General features: G+C 45.7%; 21 protein-coding genes. 6 read left to right on the forward strand and 15 right to left on the reverse strand.

The window, feature by feature from the left end; all coding sequences use genetic code 11:
• Window positions 1–201 precede the first annotated feature (201 nt).
• The 5 genes from OCV77_RS14380 to pheA are packed head-to-tail and all read right to left on the reverse strand — an operon-like array spanning window position 202 to window position 5,974.
• Window positions 202–465: a glyoxalase gene (locus tag OCV77_RS14380; protein WP_262575698.1), complete on the reverse strand. Its 264-nt coding sequence runs from the start codon at window positions 463–465 to the stop codon at window positions 202–204.
• A 21-nt stretch (window positions 466–486) separates the two neighbouring features.
• Entirely contained in the window at window positions 487–1,092 is a 606-nt protein-coding gene (locus OCV77_RS14385; protein ID WP_262575699.1) for a Maf family protein, read from the reverse strand.
• Window positions 1,085–3,226, reverse strand: a complete 2,142-nt coding sequence (locus OCV77_RS14390; protein ID WP_262575700.1) for an RNA degradosome polyphosphate kinase — start codon at window positions 3,224–3,226, stop codon at window positions 1,085–1,087. Before OCV77_RS14390 ends, OCV77_RS14385 begins: the two co-directional genes overlap by 8 nt.
• A 29-nt stretch (window positions 3,227–3,255) precedes the next feature.
• Complete coding sequence (locus OCV77_RS14395; RefSeq protein ID WP_118799157.1) at window positions 3,256–4,803, reverse strand: Ppx/GppA phosphatase family protein; 1,548 nt, start codon at window positions 4,801–4,803, stop codon at window positions 3,256–3,258.
• A 46-nt stretch (window positions 4,804–4,849) separates the two neighbouring features.
• Window positions 4,850–5,974 carry a prephenate dehydratase gene (gene pheA, locus OCV77_RS14400; RefSeq protein WP_118799156.1) on the reverse strand — a complete coding sequence of 375 codons (1,125 nt, stop codon included), beginning with the start codon at window positions 5,972–5,974 and terminating at the stop codon, window positions 4,850–4,852.
• Window positions 5,975–6,173: 199 nt separating this feature from the next.
• On the opposite strand from pheA, the gene OCV77_RS14405 reads away from it, so the two are divergent.
• A complete protein-coding gene (locus OCV77_RS14405; RefSeq protein WP_262575702.1) occupies window positions 6,174–7,208 on the forward strand; it encodes a DUF5050 domain-containing protein in 1,035 nt (344 codons plus the stop codon).
• On the opposite strand, the gene OCV77_RS14410 is transcribed toward OCV77_RS14405, so the two are convergent.
• From OCV77_RS14410 to OCV77_RS14430, 5 genes are read right to left on the reverse strand one after another with little or no spacing between them, the layout of a single operon-like run.
• The gene (locus OCV77_RS14410; RefSeq protein ID WP_118799154.1) at window positions 7,192–7,389 is read right to left on the reverse strand and encodes a DUF6472 family protein; all 198 of its coding nucleotides are present in this window, start codon (window positions 7,387–7,389) and stop codon (window positions 7,192–7,194) included. The genes OCV77_RS14405 and OCV77_RS14410 overlap by 17 nt on opposite strands.
• Window positions 7,376–8,209 (reverse strand): 2-amino-4-hydroxy-6-hydroxymethyldihydropteridine diphosphokinase, encoded by an 834-nt coding sequence (gene folK, locus OCV77_RS14415; protein WP_118799153.1) that lies wholly within the window; start codon window positions 8,207–8,209, stop codon window positions 7,376–7,378. The genes OCV77_RS14410 and folK overlap by 14 nt, the downstream gene beginning before the upstream one ends.
• Window positions 8,202–9,011 (reverse strand): dihydropteroate synthase, encoded by an 810-nt coding sequence (gene folP, locus OCV77_RS14420; protein WP_262575703.1) that lies wholly within the window; start codon window positions 9,009–9,011, stop codon window positions 8,202–8,204. Before folP ends, folK begins: the two co-directional genes overlap by 8 nt.
• 50 nt (window positions 9,012–9,061) lie before the next feature.
• Window positions 9,062–9,619: a GTP cyclohydrolase I FolE gene (gene folE / locus OCV77_RS14425; RefSeq protein WP_262575704.1), complete on the reverse strand. Its 558-nt coding sequence runs from the start codon at window positions 9,617–9,619 to the stop codon at window positions 9,062–9,064.
• Entirely contained in the window at window positions 9,612–10,943 is a 1,332-nt protein-coding gene (locus tag OCV77_RS14430) for a bifunctional folylpolyglutamate synthase/dihydrofolate synthase (protein WP_262575705.1), read from the reverse strand. The genes folE and OCV77_RS14430 overlap by 8 nt, the downstream gene beginning before the upstream one ends.
• 31 nt (window positions 10,944–10,974) lie before the next feature.
• Between OCV77_RS14430 and OCV77_RS14435 the strand changes: the two genes are divergently transcribed.
• A complete protein-coding gene (locus tag OCV77_RS14435) occupies window positions 10,975–11,376 on the forward strand; it encodes a putative ABC transporter permease (RefSeq protein WP_317246644.1) in 402 nt (133 codons plus the stop codon).
• Between the two features lie 19 nt (window positions 11,377–11,395).
• Here the strand turns inward: OCV77_RS14435 and OCV77_RS14440 are convergent, their stop codons facing one another.
• Window positions 11,396–11,782, reverse strand: coding sequence for a PH domain-containing protein (locus OCV77_RS14440; protein ID WP_262575706.1), 387 nt, complete (start codon window positions 11,780–11,782; stop codon window positions 11,396–11,398).
• A 129-nt stretch (window positions 11,783–11,911) separates the two neighbouring features.
• Here OCV77_RS14440 and OCV77_RS14445 point away from each other — a divergent pair, with 129 nt between their 5' ends.
• From OCV77_RS14445 to OCV77_RS14455, 3 genes are all read left to right on the forward strand, one after another.
• Window positions 11,912–12,451 carry a nitroreductase family protein gene (locus tag OCV77_RS14445; RefSeq protein WP_118799149.1) on the forward strand — a complete coding sequence of 180 codons (540 nt, stop codon included), beginning with the start codon at window positions 11,912–11,914 and terminating at the stop codon, window positions 12,449–12,451.
• A 113-nt stretch (window positions 12,452–12,564) separates the two neighbouring features.
• The gene (gene pyrB, locus OCV77_RS14450; RefSeq protein ID WP_262575707.1) at window positions 12,565–13,488 is read left to right on the forward strand and encodes an aspartate carbamoyltransferase; all 924 of its coding nucleotides are present in this window, start codon (window positions 12,565–12,567) and stop codon (window positions 13,486–13,488) included.
• A 17-nt stretch (window positions 13,489–13,505) separates the two neighbouring features.
• A complete protein-coding gene (locus OCV77_RS14455; protein WP_118799147.1) occupies window positions 13,506–13,937 on the forward strand; it encodes an aspartate carbamoyltransferase regulatory subunit in 432 nt (143 codons plus the stop codon).
• Window positions 13,938–13,998: 61 nt separating this feature from the next.
• On the opposite strand, the gene OCV77_RS14460 is transcribed toward OCV77_RS14455, so the two are convergent.
• Both OCV77_RS14460 and OCV77_RS14465 read right to left on the reverse strand, forming a co-directional pair.
• Window positions 13,999–14,445 (reverse strand): threonine/serine exporter family protein, encoded by a 447-nt coding sequence (locus OCV77_RS14460; protein WP_262575708.1) that lies wholly within the window; start codon window positions 14,443–14,445, stop codon window positions 13,999–14,001.
• Window positions 14,446–14,465: 20 nt separating this feature from the next.
• Window positions 14,466–15,224, reverse strand: coding sequence for a threonine/serine exporter family protein (locus OCV77_RS14465; RefSeq protein WP_262575709.1), 759 nt, complete (start codon window positions 15,222–15,224; stop codon window positions 14,466–14,468).
• Window positions 15,225–15,418: 194 nt separating this feature from the next.
• On the opposite strand from OCV77_RS14465, the gene OCV77_RS14470 reads away from it, so the two are divergent.
• Complete coding sequence (locus OCV77_RS14470) at window positions 15,419–16,408, forward strand: 2-hydroxyacid dehydrogenase (protein ID WP_262575710.1); 990 nt, start codon at window positions 15,419–15,421, stop codon at window positions 16,406–16,408.
• A gap of 52 nt (window positions 16,409–16,460) precedes the next feature.
• On the opposite strand, the gene OCV77_RS14475 is transcribed toward OCV77_RS14470, so the two are convergent.
• Both OCV77_RS14475 and ftsH read right to left on the reverse strand, forming a co-directional pair.
• Window positions 16,461–17,312 carry a magnesium transporter CorA family protein gene (locus OCV77_RS14475; RefSeq protein WP_262575712.1) on the reverse strand — a complete coding sequence of 284 codons (852 nt, stop codon included), beginning with the start codon at window positions 17,310–17,312 and terminating at the stop codon, window positions 16,461–16,463.
• Window position 17,313: 1 nt separating this feature from the next.
• The gene (gene ftsH / locus OCV77_RS14480; protein WP_262575714.1) at window positions 17,314–19,137 is read right to left on the reverse strand and encodes an ATP-dependent zinc metalloprotease FtsH; all 1,824 of its coding nucleotides are present in this window, start codon (window positions 19,135–19,137) and stop codon (window positions 17,314–17,316) included.
• Window positions 19,138–19,161: the final 24 nt, after the last annotated feature.

The following is a 19,161-nucleotide window of genomic DNA, read 5'->3' on the forward strand; positions in this document are numbered from 1 at the left end:
CGCAAAATAAGAAATTATACGAAATTCACTTCGCATAGTCTGTATTTGTCTTATTCTGTAGAATCTGTCATTCAGTTTATCATTATTTGCTTTTTCATTCAATCCAAAGCTTACTTCTCTGGATCTTTTTTTCCAGATACAAAAAGGCCATCACAGTATCACGCCTCCGTGCACTGCAACAGCCTTTTTGTCTATCCTGTCTTAACCTTCTACAATCAGGTACCTTCCATCTCCTACATCAAATACTTCTTCCGCCTTCAGGATATCGTCTCCCTTCATGCCCTCCGTATCAATTCCTTCTTCTTCAAAAAATTCCCATACCTCCTTCAGAGAATCAACAACAACGGCAAAGCAGTCCTGCAGAAAGGCTTCTGCTTCCTCCGGTGTCTCTGCCACATTCTCCGGGAACAGCTGGCGCTGCTTTTTTAAAAAGCACCGTACTACTACATCATCAAACTCATCCATATCAGTTCTCCTTTGGTCTGTTTATATTTCATGATACAACCGTCCGACAGGAAGTCCTACTACATTACTGTAGTCGCCGTTTATACCCTGGATATAAGCGGCGAAGCTTCCCTGTATGCCATAGGCGCCCGCCTTATCAAGCGGCTCTCCCGTCTTCACATAAGCAGCGATCTCTTCCTCACTCATGGGATATACCAGTACATCTGTCTTTTCGAAAAACTGCTTTTTCTGTATACTGCATGTATTTGTTTCGTCCTCAAAAGGCTGCAGGCCACCCTGCCTAAGGATCGTCACGCCGGTATAAACCTGATGGGATCTCCCCTGAAGAAGCTTTATCATCTGGAACGCTTCCGTCTCATCAGCCGGCTTTCCAAGAATCCTGTCGTCTACAGCAACTACTGTATCCGCGCCGATCAGGATACTCTCCTTCTTCTCTTCCTCTGTCAGCTCATCCCATACGGCCAGTGTCTTCCGCTCTGACAGAATGCAGACAAGCTTCTCCGGTTTCGTTTCCTCTGTATGTTCATCAGCCTCACTTACCCTTACCGTAAAGGAAAGGCCGATCTGGGAAAGCAGTTCCTTTCTCCTTGGGGAACCACTTGCCAGTATGATCTTCTTATTATTCATGATGCATCTCCGGGATAAATACTCTGTGATTTACGGCTTCTTCTAAAACCCTTGCTGCCTCCACTGCTTCCCTGCAGAAGGTCTGCTGGGAATTGATCAGCTCCTTGCCTCTCTTATCAACCTTTTCATAGATTCCCTCGGCCGTCAGGATGCTTGCCTTGACAGTATCCTTAAGCTGAGTGGTCAGGATGTGCATCAGCTTTTCACGAAGTACCGGTTCCTCCACCGGGAACATGATCTCCACACGTCTTTCCAGGTTTCTTGGCATCCAGTCAGCACTGGCACAGTAAAATTCCTCTCTTCCGTCATTGGCAAAATAAAAGATACGGCTGTGCTCCAGGAAATTTCCTACAATGGAACGCACTGTAATATTTCTTCCGATTCCGGGAAGCCCCGTTTTCAGACAGCAGATACCTCTGATGATCAGCTCGATCTTCACTCCTGCCGCACCAGCTTCATATAAGGCTTCAATAATATCCTTATCACAAAGGCTGTTTACCTTTGCTATGATATGTCCCTCCCTGCCGGCCTCTGCATTTTTCTTTTCCCTGTTGATCAGATACAGGAACTTATCCTTCAACCACAGAGGCGCTACAGAAAGCTTATTCCAGCCAAGAGGCTCCGAGTAACCGGACAGCATATTGAATACCGCTGTGGCATCCTCACCGATCGGTTCTGCACATGTCAGAAGTCCAACATCAGTATAAAGCTTTGCTGTGGCATCATTATAGTTTCCGGTTCCAAGATGTACATATCTGCGGATACCGTCTTCCTCCTGACGTACTACCAGAGTGATCTTGCTGTGTGTCTTCAGTCCCACCAGTCCGTAAATAACGTGGCAGCCTGCCTTCTCCAGCATCTTCGCCCATACGATATTATTTTCCTCATCAAATCTGGCTTTTAATTCTACCAGTACAGTAACCTGTTTTCCATTCTCGGCAGCCTGTGCAAGTGCTGCAATAATCGGGGAATTACCGCTGACACGGTACAGTGTCTGCTTGATCGCCAGCACATCCTTATCCCTTGCTGCCTGCCTGATGAAATCCACCACCGGGGTAAAGGTCTCATAGGGATGGTGCAGCAGGATATCTCCCTTGCTGATCTCTTCAAAAATATTACAGTCTGCCGGAAGCTGCGGTACAGGCTGTGGCTTTGCATAGCCCTGCTCCTTCAGAGCATCAAAGCCCGACAGCCCATACATCTTCATAAGGAAGGTCAGATCAAGCGGTCCATCGATCCGGTAAATATCTCCATCCCCGATAGACAGCTCTGCCTTGATGATGGCAAGCAGTCTCTTATCGATCCCATCCTCCACTTCGAGTCTGATCGCCTGTCCCCACTGTCTCTTCTTTAACTGCTTCTCAATCTCCTTCAGGAGATCCTCTGCCTCATCCTCATCCAGGGAAAAGTCAGCATTTCTCATGATACGGAAGGGATAAGAGCATACGATATCATAATTCAGGAACAGCTTCTGGATATTCCGTTCAATGACTTCTTCCAGAAGGATCACTGTCTTTTCTTTTCCCTCTTCCTCTGGAAGGACTACAATCCTCTGCAGGACGCTTGGCACCTGAACAGTAGCAAATTCCAGCTCTCCTTCCCCATTTTTCTTCTTCACAAGGGCACCGATATTCAGTGACTTGTTCCTGATCAGTGGAAATGGCCTTGAGCTGTCAACCGCCATAGGTGTCAGGACCGGGTACACATTTTCTTCGAAGAAACGGTCCACAAATTTTCCTTCTTCCTCCGTAAGCTCTTCATGGCGTCTGATCACCCGGAGCCCATTCTCCAGAAGAAGAGGGAGCAGTGTCTTATTGTAAATACTATACTGTTCCTTTACCAGACTGTGTGTCGCCACATTGAGTGCCTCCAGCTGCTGAAGCGGTGTCATACCGGCGATATCCTTCTTCTCATAGCCCGCATTCACCATATCCTTCAGGGAAGCCACCCTTACCATGAAAAACTCATCCAGATTAGACGCTGTGATACTAAGAAACTTAAGCCTCTCAAACAGCGGATTCTGTTTATCCCTCGCTTCACCCAGAACTCTCTTATCAAAAAGCACCCAGGAAAGCTCCCTGTTTATGTAATTAGAAGGATCCTTATAGCTGCTTTCACCTTTTGTCTCATTCATTCCTGTTACTTCCTTTCTGTCAAAAACTCTCATCCATTGACCGTACGCTTCTGCTTTATGACAGGCCGCACATTATATACCTCCTGGAAGAACCCTGCCCTGGCATCAAACAGCCCCTTTTCCAGTGTAATATCCTCATTCGTATCTACTGTGATAATAAGCTTATCATCCTTCAATGTAGTACGTACATCCTTGAATTTCTGTTTATGGCTCCTGTCAAGTCCGTTTGCAAGCCGCAGGATCGCTGTCAGTTTGGCAACTACAAGATAAGCCTCTCTGTCAATCGTACTGTACCTTGCCATCTCCTCATAATAATCAAATTCCAGATGATTAAATTTAACTACATTGGCCACGATCTCCCTTTCCTTATGGGACAGACCAATGATCTCTGTTGCCATGATGATACTGTATGAGCACTCCCCGAGGTTTACCATGCTGATATACTTGCCGCAGTCATGCAAAATCGTTGACAGCTGCAGAAGAAGTCTCTCCCGTCTGCCAAGGCCGTGGATCTTCCGTGTGTGGTCAAATATATGCAGTGCGATCTGCTCCAGTGTGGCACTCCTTTTGCTGCTGCCACGATAACGTTTACTGATATTCTGCGCACAGGCTATGATATCCTGTTCAAAATCATGAGAGGCTGCTACTATTTTATTCTTCTCTGCATATTCATATGCGATACCGTCACAAAGAGTCACCCCGGGTGCCCAGATCAGTTCCGCTCCCATGATCTCCATGATCCGTTTTAACAGCATCAGGGAAATATGGAGCATTGGCATATTCTCTTCCGGAACATCCCATTTCTTTGCCAGCTCTCCTGTACGCTGCGAATGATAGGCTTTTTCAAACTTTTCAAACAGCTCTCTGCCTGCATAGCCTGTCATTTCATGCTCCAGGCTTTTTTTGCGGAGCAGCATGGAAACATAATCATCTACGATGATGATATTCCGGATCTCCCTGTCCTTCAGGTACAGCTTCTTATAGGTCAGCATCTGGGAATCTACAAGCTCTGTGATCAGGTCATCAGACTGTTTCACCCCTGCATTCATATGGCGGAGTCTTTCCTGCAGACGTAAAACCCCGAGCTTCATATTCTGGGTAGAAACAAGCTTGTCCTTATCAAACAGGGAGATCTGTATACTGCCGCCTCCGATATCCACAATTGCTGTCGGATTTTCAATGATCTTCAAAAAGCCCTCTCCCTGGAAGGCAATGGACTTATAATCCAGGAAGCGCTGTTCAGAATTGCTCAGCACCTGGATATGGATACCTGTCCTGACCTCGATCTGATTTAACAGGATTATAGTGTTCTCAGTCTCCCTTATGGCACTGGTACCGTAGGCAGCGTAATCACTGACACGGTATGTCTTCATGATATCAGAAAAGGCCAGCAGAGCCTCACACAGCTCTTCTACTCTCTCATAGGAAAGCTTGCCTGTGGTATAGCTCTCTGTTCCCATGTTGATCTCCCGCCTGATATGGTCGATCTCCTTCATCCCTCTCCTTGAAACCTCAAAGATCTTCATGGAAAGCTCGAAGGATCCTACATCAATTGCCGCAAATGTTCTGACTGCCATTTTATATTCCTCGCTTACTGACTTTTCTTGTTTTATCCGGTGTCCTTTAATAATTGCCAAGGATCTTCATGTTCCTTGCTTCATCCCGAAGTCCTCTCAGTGCATTCTTTACCGCACTGTCAGACAGGTTTCCGTCAAAATCGATAAAGAAACGGTACTCCCAGTTCCGATCCTCGATCGGCCTGCTTTCGATCCGGTTCATATTCAGGTTATTATAAATGAAATGTGACAGCATATGATACAGGGAACCACTTTCATGGGCTACCTCAAAGCAGATGCTGACCTTTCTGGCATTCTTCAGGAATATCTTCTGATTGGTCACGATAATAAAACGGGTGGAATTGGTGCTGGACTGGTTCACACCCTTCTCAAGGATCTCAAGTCCGTACAGCTTTGCTGCATATTCACTTGCAATGGCTGCCTGTGTCCTATCCTTCTCCTCTGCTACCTTTCTTGCAGCAAAAGCATTATTCTGCATGCTGATCTGCTGCCAGGGATGTGTATTCAGATATCTGGCTGACTGCATCAGGGACTGTGGATGGGAATATACCGTCTTAATATCTGACAGCTTTGTTCCTGGCAGTGCCATCAGACAGTGTTCGATCTTAATGATCTGTTCCCCTACAATATAGTTTTCAAATTCTACCAGAAGATCATAAATCTCACTGACAATCCCGGCTGTTGAATTTTCAATCGGAAGTACTGCATAATCTGCGCTGCCCTCGTCAATGGCGATCATGGCATCCCGGAAGGTATCTACATGAAAGCTGTCAATCCTGTCCCCGAAATACTGATGCATGGCCGCCTGGGAATAGGCTCCCTCTGCTCCCTGGAAAACCACTCTTGCCTTCTCTGTTTCAAGCTGGTCAACCTGAATAAAAGGAAGCTTATTCAGACTTCCTCTCTCAGACAAAAGCTGATATTGCAGTTTACGGCTCATGGACATGATCTGTTCAAAGAGTTCTTCAATCCCATGACTGTTGAAATCGTTATGGGTGAGTGACTTCACCTTTCTGATCTTTTCTTCTTCTCTTGCTTTATCAAATACCTGTTTGCCATTCTCAATCTTGTACTCTGCAACCTGTCTGGAAATATCCATCCTTTTTTCGTAGAGATCCACAATGCTGCTGTCTATTTCATCGATCTGCCCCCGCAGTTCTGTCAAGTCCATATTCTTCCGTTCCTTTCGCATAAAATCTTTATTAATTTTATACCAAACGGATAGGGATAGCAAGCAATTGCCTCTATTTTACCTGTTCTTTACTTTGCGGAAGCGCAGCGAGCATCTGCCCCACATTTTCATTGCAGTCCCTGCCTGTTTTCAGTATAATAAAGAAAACTATTTTACTTTTATCCAGGGAGAAAACACCATGAAAAAAAATGGAAAATATATCATTTTTGCTGTGGTTATCGTTCTGTTACTTATTACCGCAGGCTTTCTTTCCACACTCAAAGGAAGGGTTCCGGACAATGATATTTCCGTTACAGGCAACACCGCCGGAAATCTGAACCAGCATGGTCTGTTCTGTGAATCTGATGGCAGGGTGTACTTTGCCAATGCCTATGACAACTACGCACTCTACTCCATGAATCCTGACGAAACAGAGTTTACACGTCTTGGAAATGGCAGTGTTTCTTCGATCAATGCTGCAGGTGATTACCTGTACTACTTTATGGATACCAGTAAGGCCGGTGAGGGCTTTGGTTATGTCCTTCGTACTTATGGTGTCTTCCGTACAAAGAAAAATGGCAATAACACCGTATGTCTTGTCAGAGACGGTGCCGTTACCATGCAGCTGTGCGGAAACTATCTGTATTATCAGAGATATAATAACAAAGACTTTACGAAGTTTTATAAGCTGAAAACAGACAAATCAGAGAACCTGCTTATCTCTGACGACATCATCAATCCTGCTTCCTGCGATAATGGCATTATCTACTACAATGGACAGGATAAGGATCATTACCTGTATGCCTTAGATACCCGGACAGATACCTCTTCAGTCATCTATGAAGGAGATCTCTGGTTCCCGGTTTATAAGGATGGTTATGTTTACTATATGGATGTTGGAAATAATTATCAGCTCTGCAGATATTCCCTTTATGATCAGAGCGTGGAGGTTCTGACAACAGATCGTGTGGATTTCTTCAATGTGGGAAATACCTATATCTATTATCAGAAGGTAGACAGTGCATCCCCTGCTCTTATGCGGATGCGCTTTGACGGAAGTGAACCGGAGGTTGTTGCAGAAGGCAACTACAGCAATATCAATATCACTTCCCAGTATGTTTATTTTAATGAGTTCAATACAGAGGTTCCGGTTTACCACACACCAGAAAGCGGCCCTGTTTCTGTAAGCACCTTTGATGGTGCAAAGAACGCTGCCATTACATCTGTTTCCTGACGACCAGGTATTCGTTTCCCGGCTGATAGTAGGGGCAGTCCCTGAATTCATCAGCCAGGAACCTGGCCATTTCATCCTCATCAAGATCCTGCTCACAGGTATAGCACTCATAGTCATCATCATAGGTATAAAAGTTACATTCCTCGCAGATTCCTGCGGGGGATTTTTTATTTCCGGTCATTCTTATCTCCTTCCAGTTCCAGCTTCATCTGACGGATCGTCTTCTGAAGCAGTGGATGCACATAGCCAGGGTTCAGTTCATCCATGGGATCCAGTACAAAGCTCCTGTTCTGCATATCCGGATGAGGCACGGTCAGTTCCTTTGTCCCTGAAACGAAATCCTCATAAAAAAGAATATCCAGATCCAGCGTTCTTGGTCCCCAGTGGATCTTCCGCTCTCTTCCTGCTTCCAGCTCAATCTTCTGAAGGAGATGCAAAAGCTCCAGCGGCTCATACAGAGTATCAAGCTCCAGTACGCCATTGATAAATGCATCCTGCTCTACTCCCCCGTAAGGCTCTGTTTCAATGAGCGTGGAACAGCGAAGATGTCTTATTTTCTGATCTGCCTTCAGCTTTTCCACTGCCTCCAGAATATAGTTCCTCTTATCTCCCATATTGGAGCCGACAGCCACATAGGCACGTTTAAAACCACGCTCTATCCTGACTGACACAGATTCAAAGGGAAGCCCGATCGGTGCAGAAGGCTTCCGGATTTCCAGGATCACTCTGTCTATTTTATCAAATGTCGTAAGGATCTCTCTGACACAGCCCTCTGCCACTGCCTCTAAGAGCTGGAACCGGTGTTCCCTAAGGAAATGAGAGATCAGTCTTGCGATATCTCCATAGCTTGTAGAATCAGCAAGGGCATCACTTTTTCCAGCCCTTTTCAGATCAGAAAAAAGAACAGCATTCACGAAAAATGACTGTCCGTTTCTCTTCTCATGCTCATATACACCATGTCCGGCGTAAACCTCCAGATTGTCAATCCTGATCTCATCCATTCCTGATCGCCTCTGCCATTTTAATGGCTCTCACATTCTCTTTGATATCATGTACTCTCACAAAGGCACACCCCTTCATTACCGCAAATACGGTTGTCACAAGAGTTCCCTCTACTCTCTCTTCTACCGGTAGGGAAAGGGTCAATCCAATCACTGATTTTCTGCTTGTTCCAAGCAGTATCGGATAACCAAATACCTTCAGCTCCTCCAGACGGTTGATGATCTCCAGATTATTTTCATAGGTCTTGCCAAAACCAACGCCCGGATCCAGGATAATGCCGTCTTCCCGGATGCCTGCCTTTCTGGCAAGAAACAGGGTATCAGAAAGATCTGCTGCCACATCCTCCATAAAGTTATGGTAATCGGTATTGTCCCTGTTGTGCATCAGGCAGCAGGGCAGTCCTGCTTCTGCAATCACGCCCGCCATCGTATCGTCATATTTCAGTCCCCAGATATCATTGATCAGGTCAGTACCTGCCTGTATTCCGGCCTTTGCTACAGCCCCCTTGCAGGTATCCAGGGAAATGGGGATATCAAAGCGTTTCTTCACCGCCTCGATCACCGGGATAACCCGGTCTGTTTCTTCCTGCACACTGAGCACAGTGTAGCCCCACGGTCTTGTGGACTCACCGCCAATATCCAGAATATCCATGCCTTCTGCGATCATCTCCTCTACATGGAACAGTGCCCTGTCCATGTCGTTGAACTTACCGCCATCTGAAAAAGAATCCGGTGTCACATTCAGGATCCCCATCACATACGTATGATTGTTTACATCAAATTCCCTGTTTCCTATTTTCATGATTTCCCCCGTTTTTTCTGTTTCTTTCCGGAAAGCCGTTTCTTTCTGTTTTATTGTGCCAGCAGATGGAAAAAGGTATCCTGCAGCTCTTTATTATCCTTGAAAACGCCCCGTGATACCAGTGTCACGGTCTGGCTGCCGGGCTTTTTCACCCCACGCATAGTCATGCACATATGTTCAGCACTGAGCTGCACCATGACTCCCTTGGGCTTTACATATTCCATAATGGCATCAGCGATCTCAGCTGTCAGCTTTTCCTGGATCTGCAGTCTTCTGGCATAAACCTCTACAGTTCTTGCCAGCTTGCTGATCCCTACCACTTTTCCATCCGGAATATAGGCAATATGTGCCTTTCCATAAAAGGGCATCAGATGATGCTCACAGATGGAGTAAAAGGTGATATCCTTTTCCAGGATCATCTCATTATTTTCTGCATGAAAGGCTTTGGACAGCTGCTCCCCGGGATCCTCCTCCATGCCCTGACAAAGCTCCTCATACATTCTCGCTACCCTGTCTGGGGTATCGATCAATCCCTCACGCAGGGGATCCTCTCCCATTCCTTCTAACAGTAATGTAATTCCCTCTCTGATTTTATCCTTATCAACCATGTTTTACCGCCTGGCCTTTCTTACCATTCCTGACTGCCGTGATCAGCTTCCCCAGATACGACAACGATCCAAATGCCACGATCACCGTATCCTTATCTGCCATAAGATATGCAAGCTCTATCGCTTCCTCCACACTGTCCGTACAGGTCACATTCTGATGAAATCCTTTCGCCTTCAGTGCCAGCTCATAAGAAGTAAGTCCTCTGCTCCCTTCTGTTGACACTGTCAGGATCTGCTCTGCATAAGGACAGGTAACCTTCAGGATCTCCTCCTGTTCCTTATCTCTCAACATTCCTATTATATAGATAATCCTTTTATTTGTAAAGTAAAAACCAATGGAATCGGCAAGCCTTGCGGCGCCATCTCTGTTATGTGCCCCGTCTGCGATAAAAAGAGGCTTCTGACCGATCACTTCAAATCTTCCTGGCCAGGTTCCTTCCGCAAAGCCCTTATAAATATCTTTTTCCTTGACGGGAAATCCCTTTTCTGAAAGCTGCTGAAGGGCAAGAAGGGCTGTCAGGGCATTGTCAAGCTGATATCTGCCAGCTAATGTGACCATCAGATCCTGATACTTTCCATAAGAAAACCTCTGTCCCTTTATGGTACTCTTGATCTTTTTCAGGCTGCCAGGATCTGCTACGTCAAGCGACACCTTCTGCTTTTCACAGGCAGCCTTCAGCACCGAAAGAACCTCTTCCTTCTGAGGTGCACTGACCGCGCTGCAGCCTGGCTTGATGATCCCGGCCTTTTCCCTTGCGATCTCCGCAAGCGTGTTTCCAAGAAACCTCATATGGTCAAGACTGATGGATGCAAATACGGCAACCAGTGTATTCTGAATAATATTGGTGGCATCCAATCTGCCGCCCATACCGGTTTCCAGTACAACAATGTCACAGTCCTTTTCCTTAAAATAAAGAAAAGCAAGCGCTGTCTCTACTTCAAAGGGTGTAGGCTGCCTGTTTCCTTCTGCCTTCAGCTCCTCACATGCTTTTTTCAGCCTTGTCATATACAGGCACAGATCCTTTTTGCTGATCGGCCGCTCCCCGATCTGGAACCGCTCTCTGTAGTCAAAGATCGTTGGTGATATATATCTTCCGGTCCGGTAGCCCGCCTGCTTCAGCACACTGGAAACCAGACAGAGAACAGACCCTTTTCCATTGGTTCCTGCAATATGCACGAAGGAAAGTGCATCCTGCGGATTGCCAAGCTTCTCACATAATGCCCGGATATTATCAAGTCCCGGTACGATCCCGCCGCTCTGCAGGCTGTCAATATAGTCCATGGTTTCCTGATATGTCATCATTTTTTTCTCATCTGTCTGCATAATTTTCCTTCCGCCTGGCCATACTTACCTTATGATGAAAAAATGGTTCAAAGACTTTCTCACCTGCGGTATGACCGGCTGGTGCCTTGAAATAGTATATACTGCTCTCGGCTCCTTAAGAAGACGTGAGCTTTCCCTGAAAGGAACAACCTCTCTCTGGATGTTCCCGATCTATGGGAGTGCTGTCCTTTTAAAGCCACTGTTTGTCCTCCTCCGAAGACTTCCTGTTTCTGTCCGGGGAAGTATTTATGCCCTGTGTATCTTCACCGGCGAATTTCTCTCCGGCCAGTTCCTTACAAGAAAGGGAATCTGTCCATGGAGCTATGAAAACTGCCGCTGGCGCATCAAAAACGTGATCCGGCTGGATTATTTCCCCAACTGGTTCCTTTCCGGCCTGCTCTTTGAAAAGCTTCTCTCAAAAAAAGCGGTATGACAAGTCATACCGCTCTTACTTAATCCGGAATCCCATCTCCGTCAAGATCTGTCACATCTGCCCCGATATTCAGTGTGTTCACTGTCCTGCGCTTTAATCTGGCTGCCTCTGACATCTCCAGGATAAAATCCTTCACTGTCCTTGCATTCTTAATATGGGTCAGAGGAAGCTTGGGATCTGTCGTATCTCCTGTATAGCAGATCACCGTACCAAGTCCGAACATTCTTTCAAACAGTGTACTTACAAGCTCCACATCCTGAATCTTGTACATGTAACAGTCACTCTCAACCTTCTTCAGAAATCCACTGTTTACTGTCAGTACATTCTCCTTGACTGTATATGTGGTAAATGTAAAAGGAAGCCCGAAAAACAGCCATCTTTTCTTCTCTTTCAGTTCTGTAGCCATAAGCCTCTCCCTCTCTTTTCCTCTGTAATAAGGCTATTGTACAATATCCCTTCTTAGAATGCAAAGTATTCTTGAAAGAAATTTATTCTTGTGCTATGATAGGAAAAATAGGCAAAAAGGAGGGTTATCATGACTGCAAAAGAATGTATCATGGGCCGCAGAAGTATCCGCAAATTCAAGGACACTCCCGTTGACCATGAGGTAGTAAACGAAATTATTGAAGCTGCTTCTTATGCACCGAGCTGGAAGCATTCCCAGATCGCAAGATATGTTGCTGTAGAAGGTGCCCTGAAGGATAAGATCGCTGATGAATGCACAGATGCTTATCCCCACAATGGTGAGATCATCAAAAATGCTCCCATGCTGATCTGTCTTTCCTTTATCAAGGGAAGAAGTGGTTTCGAAAGAGATGGCTCTTATTCCACAGACAGAAAGGACAGCTGGCAGATGTTTGATGCGGGGGTTGCCTCTGAAGCATTTTGTCTTGCCGCATATGAAAAGGGACTGGGATCCGTTATCATGGGTATCTTTGATGAAGCAAAGGCTGCTTCTTTATTAGAGCTTCCTGAAAACCAGGAGGTGGCTGTTCTGATTCCTGTTGGAATTCCTGATGAAGAGCCTGTTGCACCAAGAAGAAAAGCAGTTGCTGATCTGTTAACATTTAAATAATAAAAATAAAATCGAAGAGCGGTAAAGCTCTTCGATTTTCTATGTCAGCACAGGAAATATTTTCTGAAGCTTTCCTGTGGATCAAAATTTTATTTTGGAAGGAGTTCTCTGTTATGAGACATTTAATGAATCCTCTTGATTTCACGGTAGAAGAGCTGGATCAGCTTTTTGTTCTTGCCAGTGATATCGAAAAAAACCGGGAAAAGTATGCCCATGCCTGTGATGGCAAAAAGCTTGCCACCTGTTTCTACGAGCCAAGCACCAGAACCCGTTTAAGCTTTGAATCTGCCATGTTGAACCTTGGCGGCAGTGTGATCGGATTTTCCGATGCCGGTTCCTCTTCTGCCTCTAAGGGTGAAAGTGTTTCCGATACGATCCGCGTGATCTCCTGCTTTGCGGATATCTGTGCCATGCGCCATCCCAAGGAGGGAGCACCCATGGTTGCTGCCAGCCACTCTTCTATCCCGGTGATCAATGCCGGTGATGGCGGTCATCAGCATCCAACCCAGACACTGACTGACCTGATGACGATCCGTTCCCTGAAGGGACGCCTGTCTGATTTCACCATTGGTCTTTGCGGTGACCTGAAATTTGGACGTACCGTACATTCCCTGATCAATGCCCTTGTCAGATATTCCGGCATCCGTTTTCTCTTCATATCTCCGGAGGAGCTCCGTATCCCGGATTACATCACAGATATGCTGAAGGAAAAGAACATTCCTTACGAGGAAAAGATCCGTCTTGAGGATGTCATGGGTGATCTGGATCTGCTGTATATGACACGAGTACAGAAGGAGCGTTTCTTCAATGAAGAGGATTATGTCCGTCTGAAGGATTTCTATATACTGGATGAGGCCAAAATGAAGCTGGCAAAGCCTGACATGATCGTTCTTCACCCACTTCCGAGAGTAAACGAGATCTCCGTTGAAGTAGACGATGATCCGAGAGCTGCCTATTTCAGGCAGGTACAGTATGGTGTCTATGTGAGAATGGCACTGATCCTGACGCTTCTTGGTATTGACACCGCTTCATTATAAAGGGAGGTACGATTATTATGTTAAATGTAGGAAAAATTGAAGAAGGATTTGTTCTTGATCATATCAAGGCAGGAAAAAGCCTTGCCATTTATCATCATCTGCAGCTGGACAAGCTGGACTGTACTGTTGCTATCATCAAGAACGCAAAAAGCAATAAGATGGGAAAAAAGGATATCCTGAAGGTAGAATGTGACATCAATATGCTGGATCTGGATGTCCTTGCCTTTATCGATCACAACATCACTGTGAATGTGATCAAGGATGGAGAGATCGTTGATAAAAAGGTACTGGAGCTTCCAAAAGAGATCAAAAATGTCATCCACTGCAAAAACCCGAGATGTATCACCTCCATTGAGCAGGGACTCCCCCACATCTTTGTCCTCGCAGATGAAGAACGGGAGATTTACCGCTGTAAATACTGTGAAGAAAAATATCGTGGAGAGCTGTAAAAACAAAGGCCGCCGCAGCACCAGTACGTACAGCTGTGGTGGCTTTTTCATGCGCTGGCAGTTACAGATGTCTTCTGTGGTAACGCTTTGCCCGCATGGTACGGAATACCAGCGTCGTCAGTGTAATTCCTGCCGCCATGGATGCTGCAAATAAAAAGGCATAGATTCCCTCCCTGGCAAAGTCCTCCACACTGCCATGCATAAGGCTGTTCATGGCCCGGTACAGGGGCGCTCCTGGTATCAGCGGGATCGCAACCGATACCAGGAATACAGTTACCGGTGTCCTGAATATAATAGCCATTACTTCTGCATATAAGGTCAGTACTACACAGGCTGTAAAGCTGCTGGCATAGTCATTTCCGGTAAGCTGCTGTGTTGCAAGATAAACGCCCCAGGCAGCAATTCCCCCGGCAGCTATCACCCAGAGCTTTTTTCCGCGTATATTATATAAAATTGCAAACCCCAGTGATCCTGCCCCTGCCATCAGAAGCTGTATGATCTCCTTCATGTTCTTTTCTCCTTATATCCTCAACGAAAATAAAATCCCGCAATGTTAAATCCGAATGCAATGATCACAGCAAGCAGGATCGATTCCATAAACCGGATCAGTCCTGTGATCGTATCCCCAGAGAACATGTCCCTCAGAGAATTGGTAAAGGCAATACCCGGAATAAGCAGCATGATATTACCAATACTGATTCTGTCAGCATGATCCGCCACCGATGCAAATACAGCAAGATTAGCAAGAAATCCTCCTGCCACTGAGCAGATCAGCGCATTAAAAAGGTGGTTGGCTGCCGTTTTCTGCATAAAGGTCATCAGAAATTTAAGAAGCACACCGATCAGTGCCGAGATCACCATGTCCCTTGCATTACCTCCAAAGAAAACGCAGAAGCTTCCGGATATCAATGCATAATCGAGCACAAGCCACCAGAATGAATACCCCTGCTCCTTCTGTATCCTCTCGATTTCCCGTTCTATTTCGCCAAAGGTCATTCCATCTTCACATATTTTTCTGGATAAACAGTTCAGCTCCTCCAGCTTGTGAAAATCATTAACGGTGTTCACCACCCGTCTTGTCTGGGTACAGCTCCCAAACTCCTTCCCATAAATAGAGGCGCTCATGTTGGAGGTAATAGAAAATACATCTGCCCGCTCTGCTCCACCTGCCAGACAGATCCTCCTTACGGTATCCTCTACCCGTCCCACTTCTGCTCCGTTTTCCAGAAGAAGTTCTCCGATATTCATGGCATAATATAAATACTGTTCTGCTTCCTGCCTGTTCACGATCCGTTCACTCGATTCTATATTTATAGTTTCCTCTGTATTGTATCTGATTCTTTCTGTAACCGCAATTCTAAAATTTTTCTAAAACATATTGTTAATTTTTTAACATATGCTATAATAATGATCATGAAAGCAAGATAACAGGCGCATGAACCCGTTTCAAAATGGTAACAATGATAGAAGGAGGTTTTACCATGAAAATTTTATTTTATGATACCAAGAGTTATGATAAAGAGTCCTTTGATGCTGCTCTTTCCAGGTTCCCGGAAATTGAAATTGAATATATCAAATATGACCTCGATCCACGTACTGCTTCCCTTGCAGAGGGTTTTGATGCTGTATGCGCTTTTGTCAGCTCAAACGTAGGTGAACAGACTCTTGAGATCCTGCACAGCAAGGGTGTTTCACTTGTACTGATGCGCTGCGCCGGATTTAATAATGTAGATTCTGCAAAGGCCACGGAGCTTGGCATCCGCATCATGCGTGTACCCAATTACTCCCCGGAGGCTGTTGCCGAACACGCCATGGCTCTGGCTCTTGCCTGCAACAGAAGACTCTACAAAGCCTATAACAAGGTAAGGGAAAATGATTTCAGTCTTGCCGGTCTGATGGGTTTTAACTTCCATGGAAAGACCGCCGGTATCATTGGTACCGGAAAAATTGGTGCTGCCATGTGCCGGATCTGCAATGGTTTTGGCATGAAGGTTCTTGCCTATGACATGTATCAGAACCCGGACTTAAAGGATTTTGTAACATATGTTTCACTGGATGAGGTGCTCTCAGGGAGCAATCTGATCTCCCTTCACTGTCCTCTGACGGATGACACCTATCATCTTATCAATATTGAAACGATCAAAAAAATGATGGATGGTGTGATCCTTGTCAACACCTCAAGAGGTGCCCTTGTCAAAACGGATGATCTGATCGAAGGCATTCGTATGCATAAGTTTGCCGGTGTTGGACTGGATGTATATGAGGAAGAAACAAAAAATGTCTTTGAAGACCGCTCAGATGAGATTCTTGAACACTCTACCACGGCCAGGCTGCTCTCCTTCCCGAACGTTATGATCACCTCCCATCAGGGCTTTTTCACAAGAGAGGCCATGGAAGCAATTGCTGAAACCACTTTGGAGAACGCCCTTACCTATGCTGCTGGTAAGGAAAGCAAAAATGATGTGAAGTAAGAATGACTCAGACCAAAACGAATACGAAATATGGCTGTAAGATGATATCATCTTACAGCCATTTCTTCTTTTTAAAATACCGGATCAGGAAGATACTGACCAATATACTGACCACGATAAATACCGGATATCTATATCTGCTGGCAAGCTCCGGCATGTTTCTGAAATTCATGCCATACCAGCCTACCATCAGGGTAAGCGGCAGGAAAATTGCCGTGATCAGGGTAAAAAATTTCATCAGGGAATTCTGTTCGATATCGATCTGTGACTGATATGCCTCTCTCATCTGTGTCACATAATCCCTGAGGTTCAGAACGCCTCTGTAGCAGCGGTCAATACGACTGTCTATGATGCCCAGATGCCTCAGTGCTTCTCCTGAAAGAAGTCCGTTTTCATTATCCAGAAGTCCGTCAAAAATTGCCTGCAGCTGCGTATAATACCGCTTCAGCCGGAGGAGCTCCTTCCTGTACTCTATGATCTTTCCAAGATAATCCTTCGTATCCCCTGCAAGAGCCTGATCCTCAGCCTCAGTAATGGAATTCTCCCAGCTGTCGATAAAATCCATATCGTTTTCCAGAAGTGCTGTGAAAAATCCACGAAGTGCCATTTCCTTGTCTGCTTCCTGCTCTGGCAGAAGTTTTTTCATGCTCTGACAGGTTCTTTCATCCTCACAGAAAATGATCAGATCCTCCCTGTCAAGATACAGAAGTACTCTGGCGGTATCTACCAGAGTACTGTCTACATCATAAAAATCAAAGCTGCACAGATTAAAATTTATATAGGATTCAAAGGCGGCTGTTCTGCGCTTTTCCAGATAATCCTTCAGCACACCCTTCTGCAGTGCCATATTGTCTATGATGCTTTCTGCCTTATAGGCCTCTTCAAAACGCAGTACCCTCTGCATATCACTGCTGCTCCTTATTCAGGATCTCCATAAATTCCTCTCCTGTGATTGTTTCCTTTTCATAAAGGAATTTTGCAAGCTCATCCAGTTTTTCCCTGTTATTCTTCAGCATTGAAATTGCCTTTTCATGCTGTGTCTTCACAAGGCTTACCACCTTTTCATCGATCAGAGCCTGTGTCTGTGGTGAGCAGGCAAGGGAAGCATCTCCGCCCAGATACTGGTTCGTTACTGTCTCCAGTGCAACCATGTCAAAGTCATCTGTCATGCCATAACGGGTAACCATGCCTCTTGCCAGCTTGGTTGCCTGCTCAATATCATTGGAAGCGCCTGTGGATATACTGTTATAAACTACTTCCTCTGCCGCACGTCCACCAGTCAATGTAGCGATCTTATTCTCCAGCTCTTCCTTTGTCATCAGATAATGATTGCCCTCTTCTACCTGCATGGTATAGCCAAGGGCTCCGGAGGTTCTTGGGATGATCGTGATCTTCTGTACCGGTGCGGAATGGGTCTGCAGGGCTGCAACCATGGCATGTCCGATCTCATGGTAGGCTACTGTCCATTTTTCCTTGTCTGTCAGGATCGCATTCTTCTTCTGGTAACCGGCGATAACAACCTCTATGCTTTCCTCAAGGTCTGACTGGGTTGCATACTTTCTGTTATCCCTGATGGCACGGAGTGCCGCTTCATTTACGATATTGGCAAGCTCTGCTCCAGAGGCTCCGGATGCCATCCTTGCCACCTTGTTAAAGTCAATGTCCTCCGCAATACGGATCTTTTTTGCATGTACCTTAAGGATCTCTTCTCTTCCCTTAAGATCAGGAAGCTCAACGGGTACACGTCTGTCAAAACGTCCCGGTCTTGTCAGCGCCGGATCAAGAGATTCCGGTCTGTTGGTTGCTGCCAGGATGATGACACCGTTATTCCCTTCAAAACCATCCATCTCCGTCAGAAGCTGGTTCAGAGTCTGCTCTCTTTCATCATTGCCGCCCATGCTTCCATCACGCTTCTTGCCAATGGCATCAATCTCATCAATAAACACGATACAGGGCGCCTTTTCCTTGGCCTGATTAAACAGATCCCTTACCTTGGCTGCTCCCATACCGACAAACATCTCAACAAACTCAGAACCGGAAATAGAGAAAAATGGAACGCTTGCTTCTCCTGCTACTGCCTTGGCAAGCATGGTCTTACCGGTTCCGGGAGGACCTACAAGCAGGATACCCTTTGGCATGGAGGCTCCGATCTCCTTATATTTCTCAGGATTATGAAGATATTCTACGATCTCAGTCAGATTCTCCTTGGCTTCATCCTCTCCTGCCACGTCATTAAATTTAATTCCTTCTGATGACTGTACATAGACCTTCGCGTTGGACTTACCCATACCAAACATCATGGAACCGGCTCCGCCTCCTGCCTTGTCCATCATCTTCCTGCTCAGGAATTCACCTATGGCAAAGAAAATCACAAGCGGCAGGATCCATGTCAGCAGGAATGAAAGTAACGGTGATGTCTGTTCTACGATCTCACTGGCAAATTCTGCTCCTGAATCGTGCAGTCTTTCCACCAGTCCCGGATCTTCGATCACTCCGGTTTTGTAAATAACAGATTCATCCTTATTGGTAAACAGGATCTGGTTACTCTGGATCTCTACCTTTCCGATCTCTTTATTATCGGTCATGGTCATGAAAGTGCCGTAATCTACTTCCTTGATCTGCATTTTTGCCATCCAGGGAACCAGAAGGGAATTAATTAGAATTATGATTACCAGTACAAGCGTGTAATAAAAAATCAATGGTTTCTTAGGCTTTTTTATCTCATTCATCCTTTTTTCCTTTCCTGCTTTCTT

Source organism: Suilimivivens aceti (assembly GCF_025567405.1).
Lineage (GTDB): Bacteria > Bacillota > Clostridia > Lachnospirales > Lachnospiraceae > Suilimivivens > Suilimivivens aceti.

Excerpts from the sequence above, each read along its gene's own strand:
- OCV77_RS14460 (WP_262575708.1), bottom strand. The coding sequence starts at position 14,445 with ATGAAGGAGATCATACAGCTTCTGATGGCAGGGGCAGGATCACTGGGG.
- OCV77_RS14440 (WP_262575706.1), bottom strand. The coding sequence starts at position 11,782 with ATGGCTACAGAACTGAAAGAGAAGAAAAGATGGCTGTTTTTCGGGCTT.
- folK (WP_118799153.1), bottom strand. The coding sequence starts at position 8,209 with ATGGATGAGATCAGGATTGACAATCTGGAGGTTTACGCCGGACATGGT.
- folE (WP_262575704.1), bottom strand. The coding sequence starts at position 9,619 with ATGGTTGATAAGGATAAAATCAGAGAGGGAATTACATTACTGTTAGAA.
- pyrB (WP_262575707.1), top strand. The coding sequence starts at position 12,565 with ATGAGACATTTAATGAATCCTCTTGATTTCACGGTAGAAGAGCTGGAT.
- OCV77_RS14395 (WP_118799157.1), bottom strand. The coding sequence starts at position 4,803 with ATGGCAGTCAGAACATTTGCGGCAATTGATGTAGGATCCTTCGAGCTT.
- OCV77_RS14405 (WP_262575702.1), top strand. The coding sequence starts at position 6,174 with ATGAAAAAAAATGGAAAATATATCATTTTTGCTGTGGTTATCGTTCTG.
- pheA (WP_118799156.1), bottom strand. The coding sequence starts at position 5,974 with ATGGACTTGACAGAACTGCGGGGGCAGATCGATGAAATAGACAGCAGC.
- folP (WP_262575703.1), bottom strand. The coding sequence starts at position 9,011 with ATGAAAATAGGAAACAGGGAATTTGATGTAAACAATCATACGTATGTG.
- OCV77_RS14390 (WP_262575700.1), bottom strand. The coding sequence starts at position 3,226 with ATGAATGAGACAAAAGGTGAAAGCAGCTATAAGGATCCTTCTAATTAC.
- OCV77_RS14470 (WP_262575710.1), top strand. The coding sequence starts at position 15,419 with ATGAAAATTTTATTTTATGATACCAAGAGTTATGATAAAGAGTCCTTT.
- OCV77_RS14455 (WP_118799147.1), top strand. The coding sequence starts at position 13,506 with ATGTTAAATGTAGGAAAAATTGAAGAAGGATTTGTTCTTGATCATATC.
- OCV77_RS14410 (WP_118799154.1), bottom strand. The coding sequence starts at position 7,389 with ATGACCGGAAATAAAAAATCCCCCGCAGGAATCTGCGAGGAATGTAAC.
- OCV77_RS14475 (WP_262575712.1), bottom strand. The coding sequence starts at position 17,312 with ATGCAGAGGGTACTGCGTTTTGAAGAGGCCTATAAGGCAGAAAGCATC.
- OCV77_RS14435 (WP_317246644.1), top strand. The coding sequence starts at position 10,975 with ATGATGAAAAAATGGTTCAAAGACTTTCTCACCTGCGGTATGACCGGC.
- OCV77_RS14385 (WP_262575699.1), bottom strand. The coding sequence starts at position 1,092 with ATGAATAATAAGAAGATCATACTGGCAAGTGGTTCCCCAAGGAGAAAG.
- ftsH (WP_262575714.1), bottom strand. The coding sequence starts at position 19,137 with ATGAATGAGATAAAAAAGCCTAAGAAACCATTGATTTTTTATTACACG.
- OCV77_RS14380 (WP_262575698.1), bottom strand. The coding sequence starts at position 465 with ATGGATGAGTTTGATGATGTAGTAGTACGGTGCTTTTTAAAAAAGCAG.
- OCV77_RS14445 (WP_118799149.1), top strand. The coding sequence starts at position 11,912 with ATGACTGCAAAAGAATGTATCATGGGCCGCAGAAGTATCCGCAAATTC.
- OCV77_RS14430 (WP_262575705.1), bottom strand. The coding sequence starts at position 10,943 with ATGCAGACAGATGAGAAAAAAATGATGACATATCAGGAAACCATGGAC.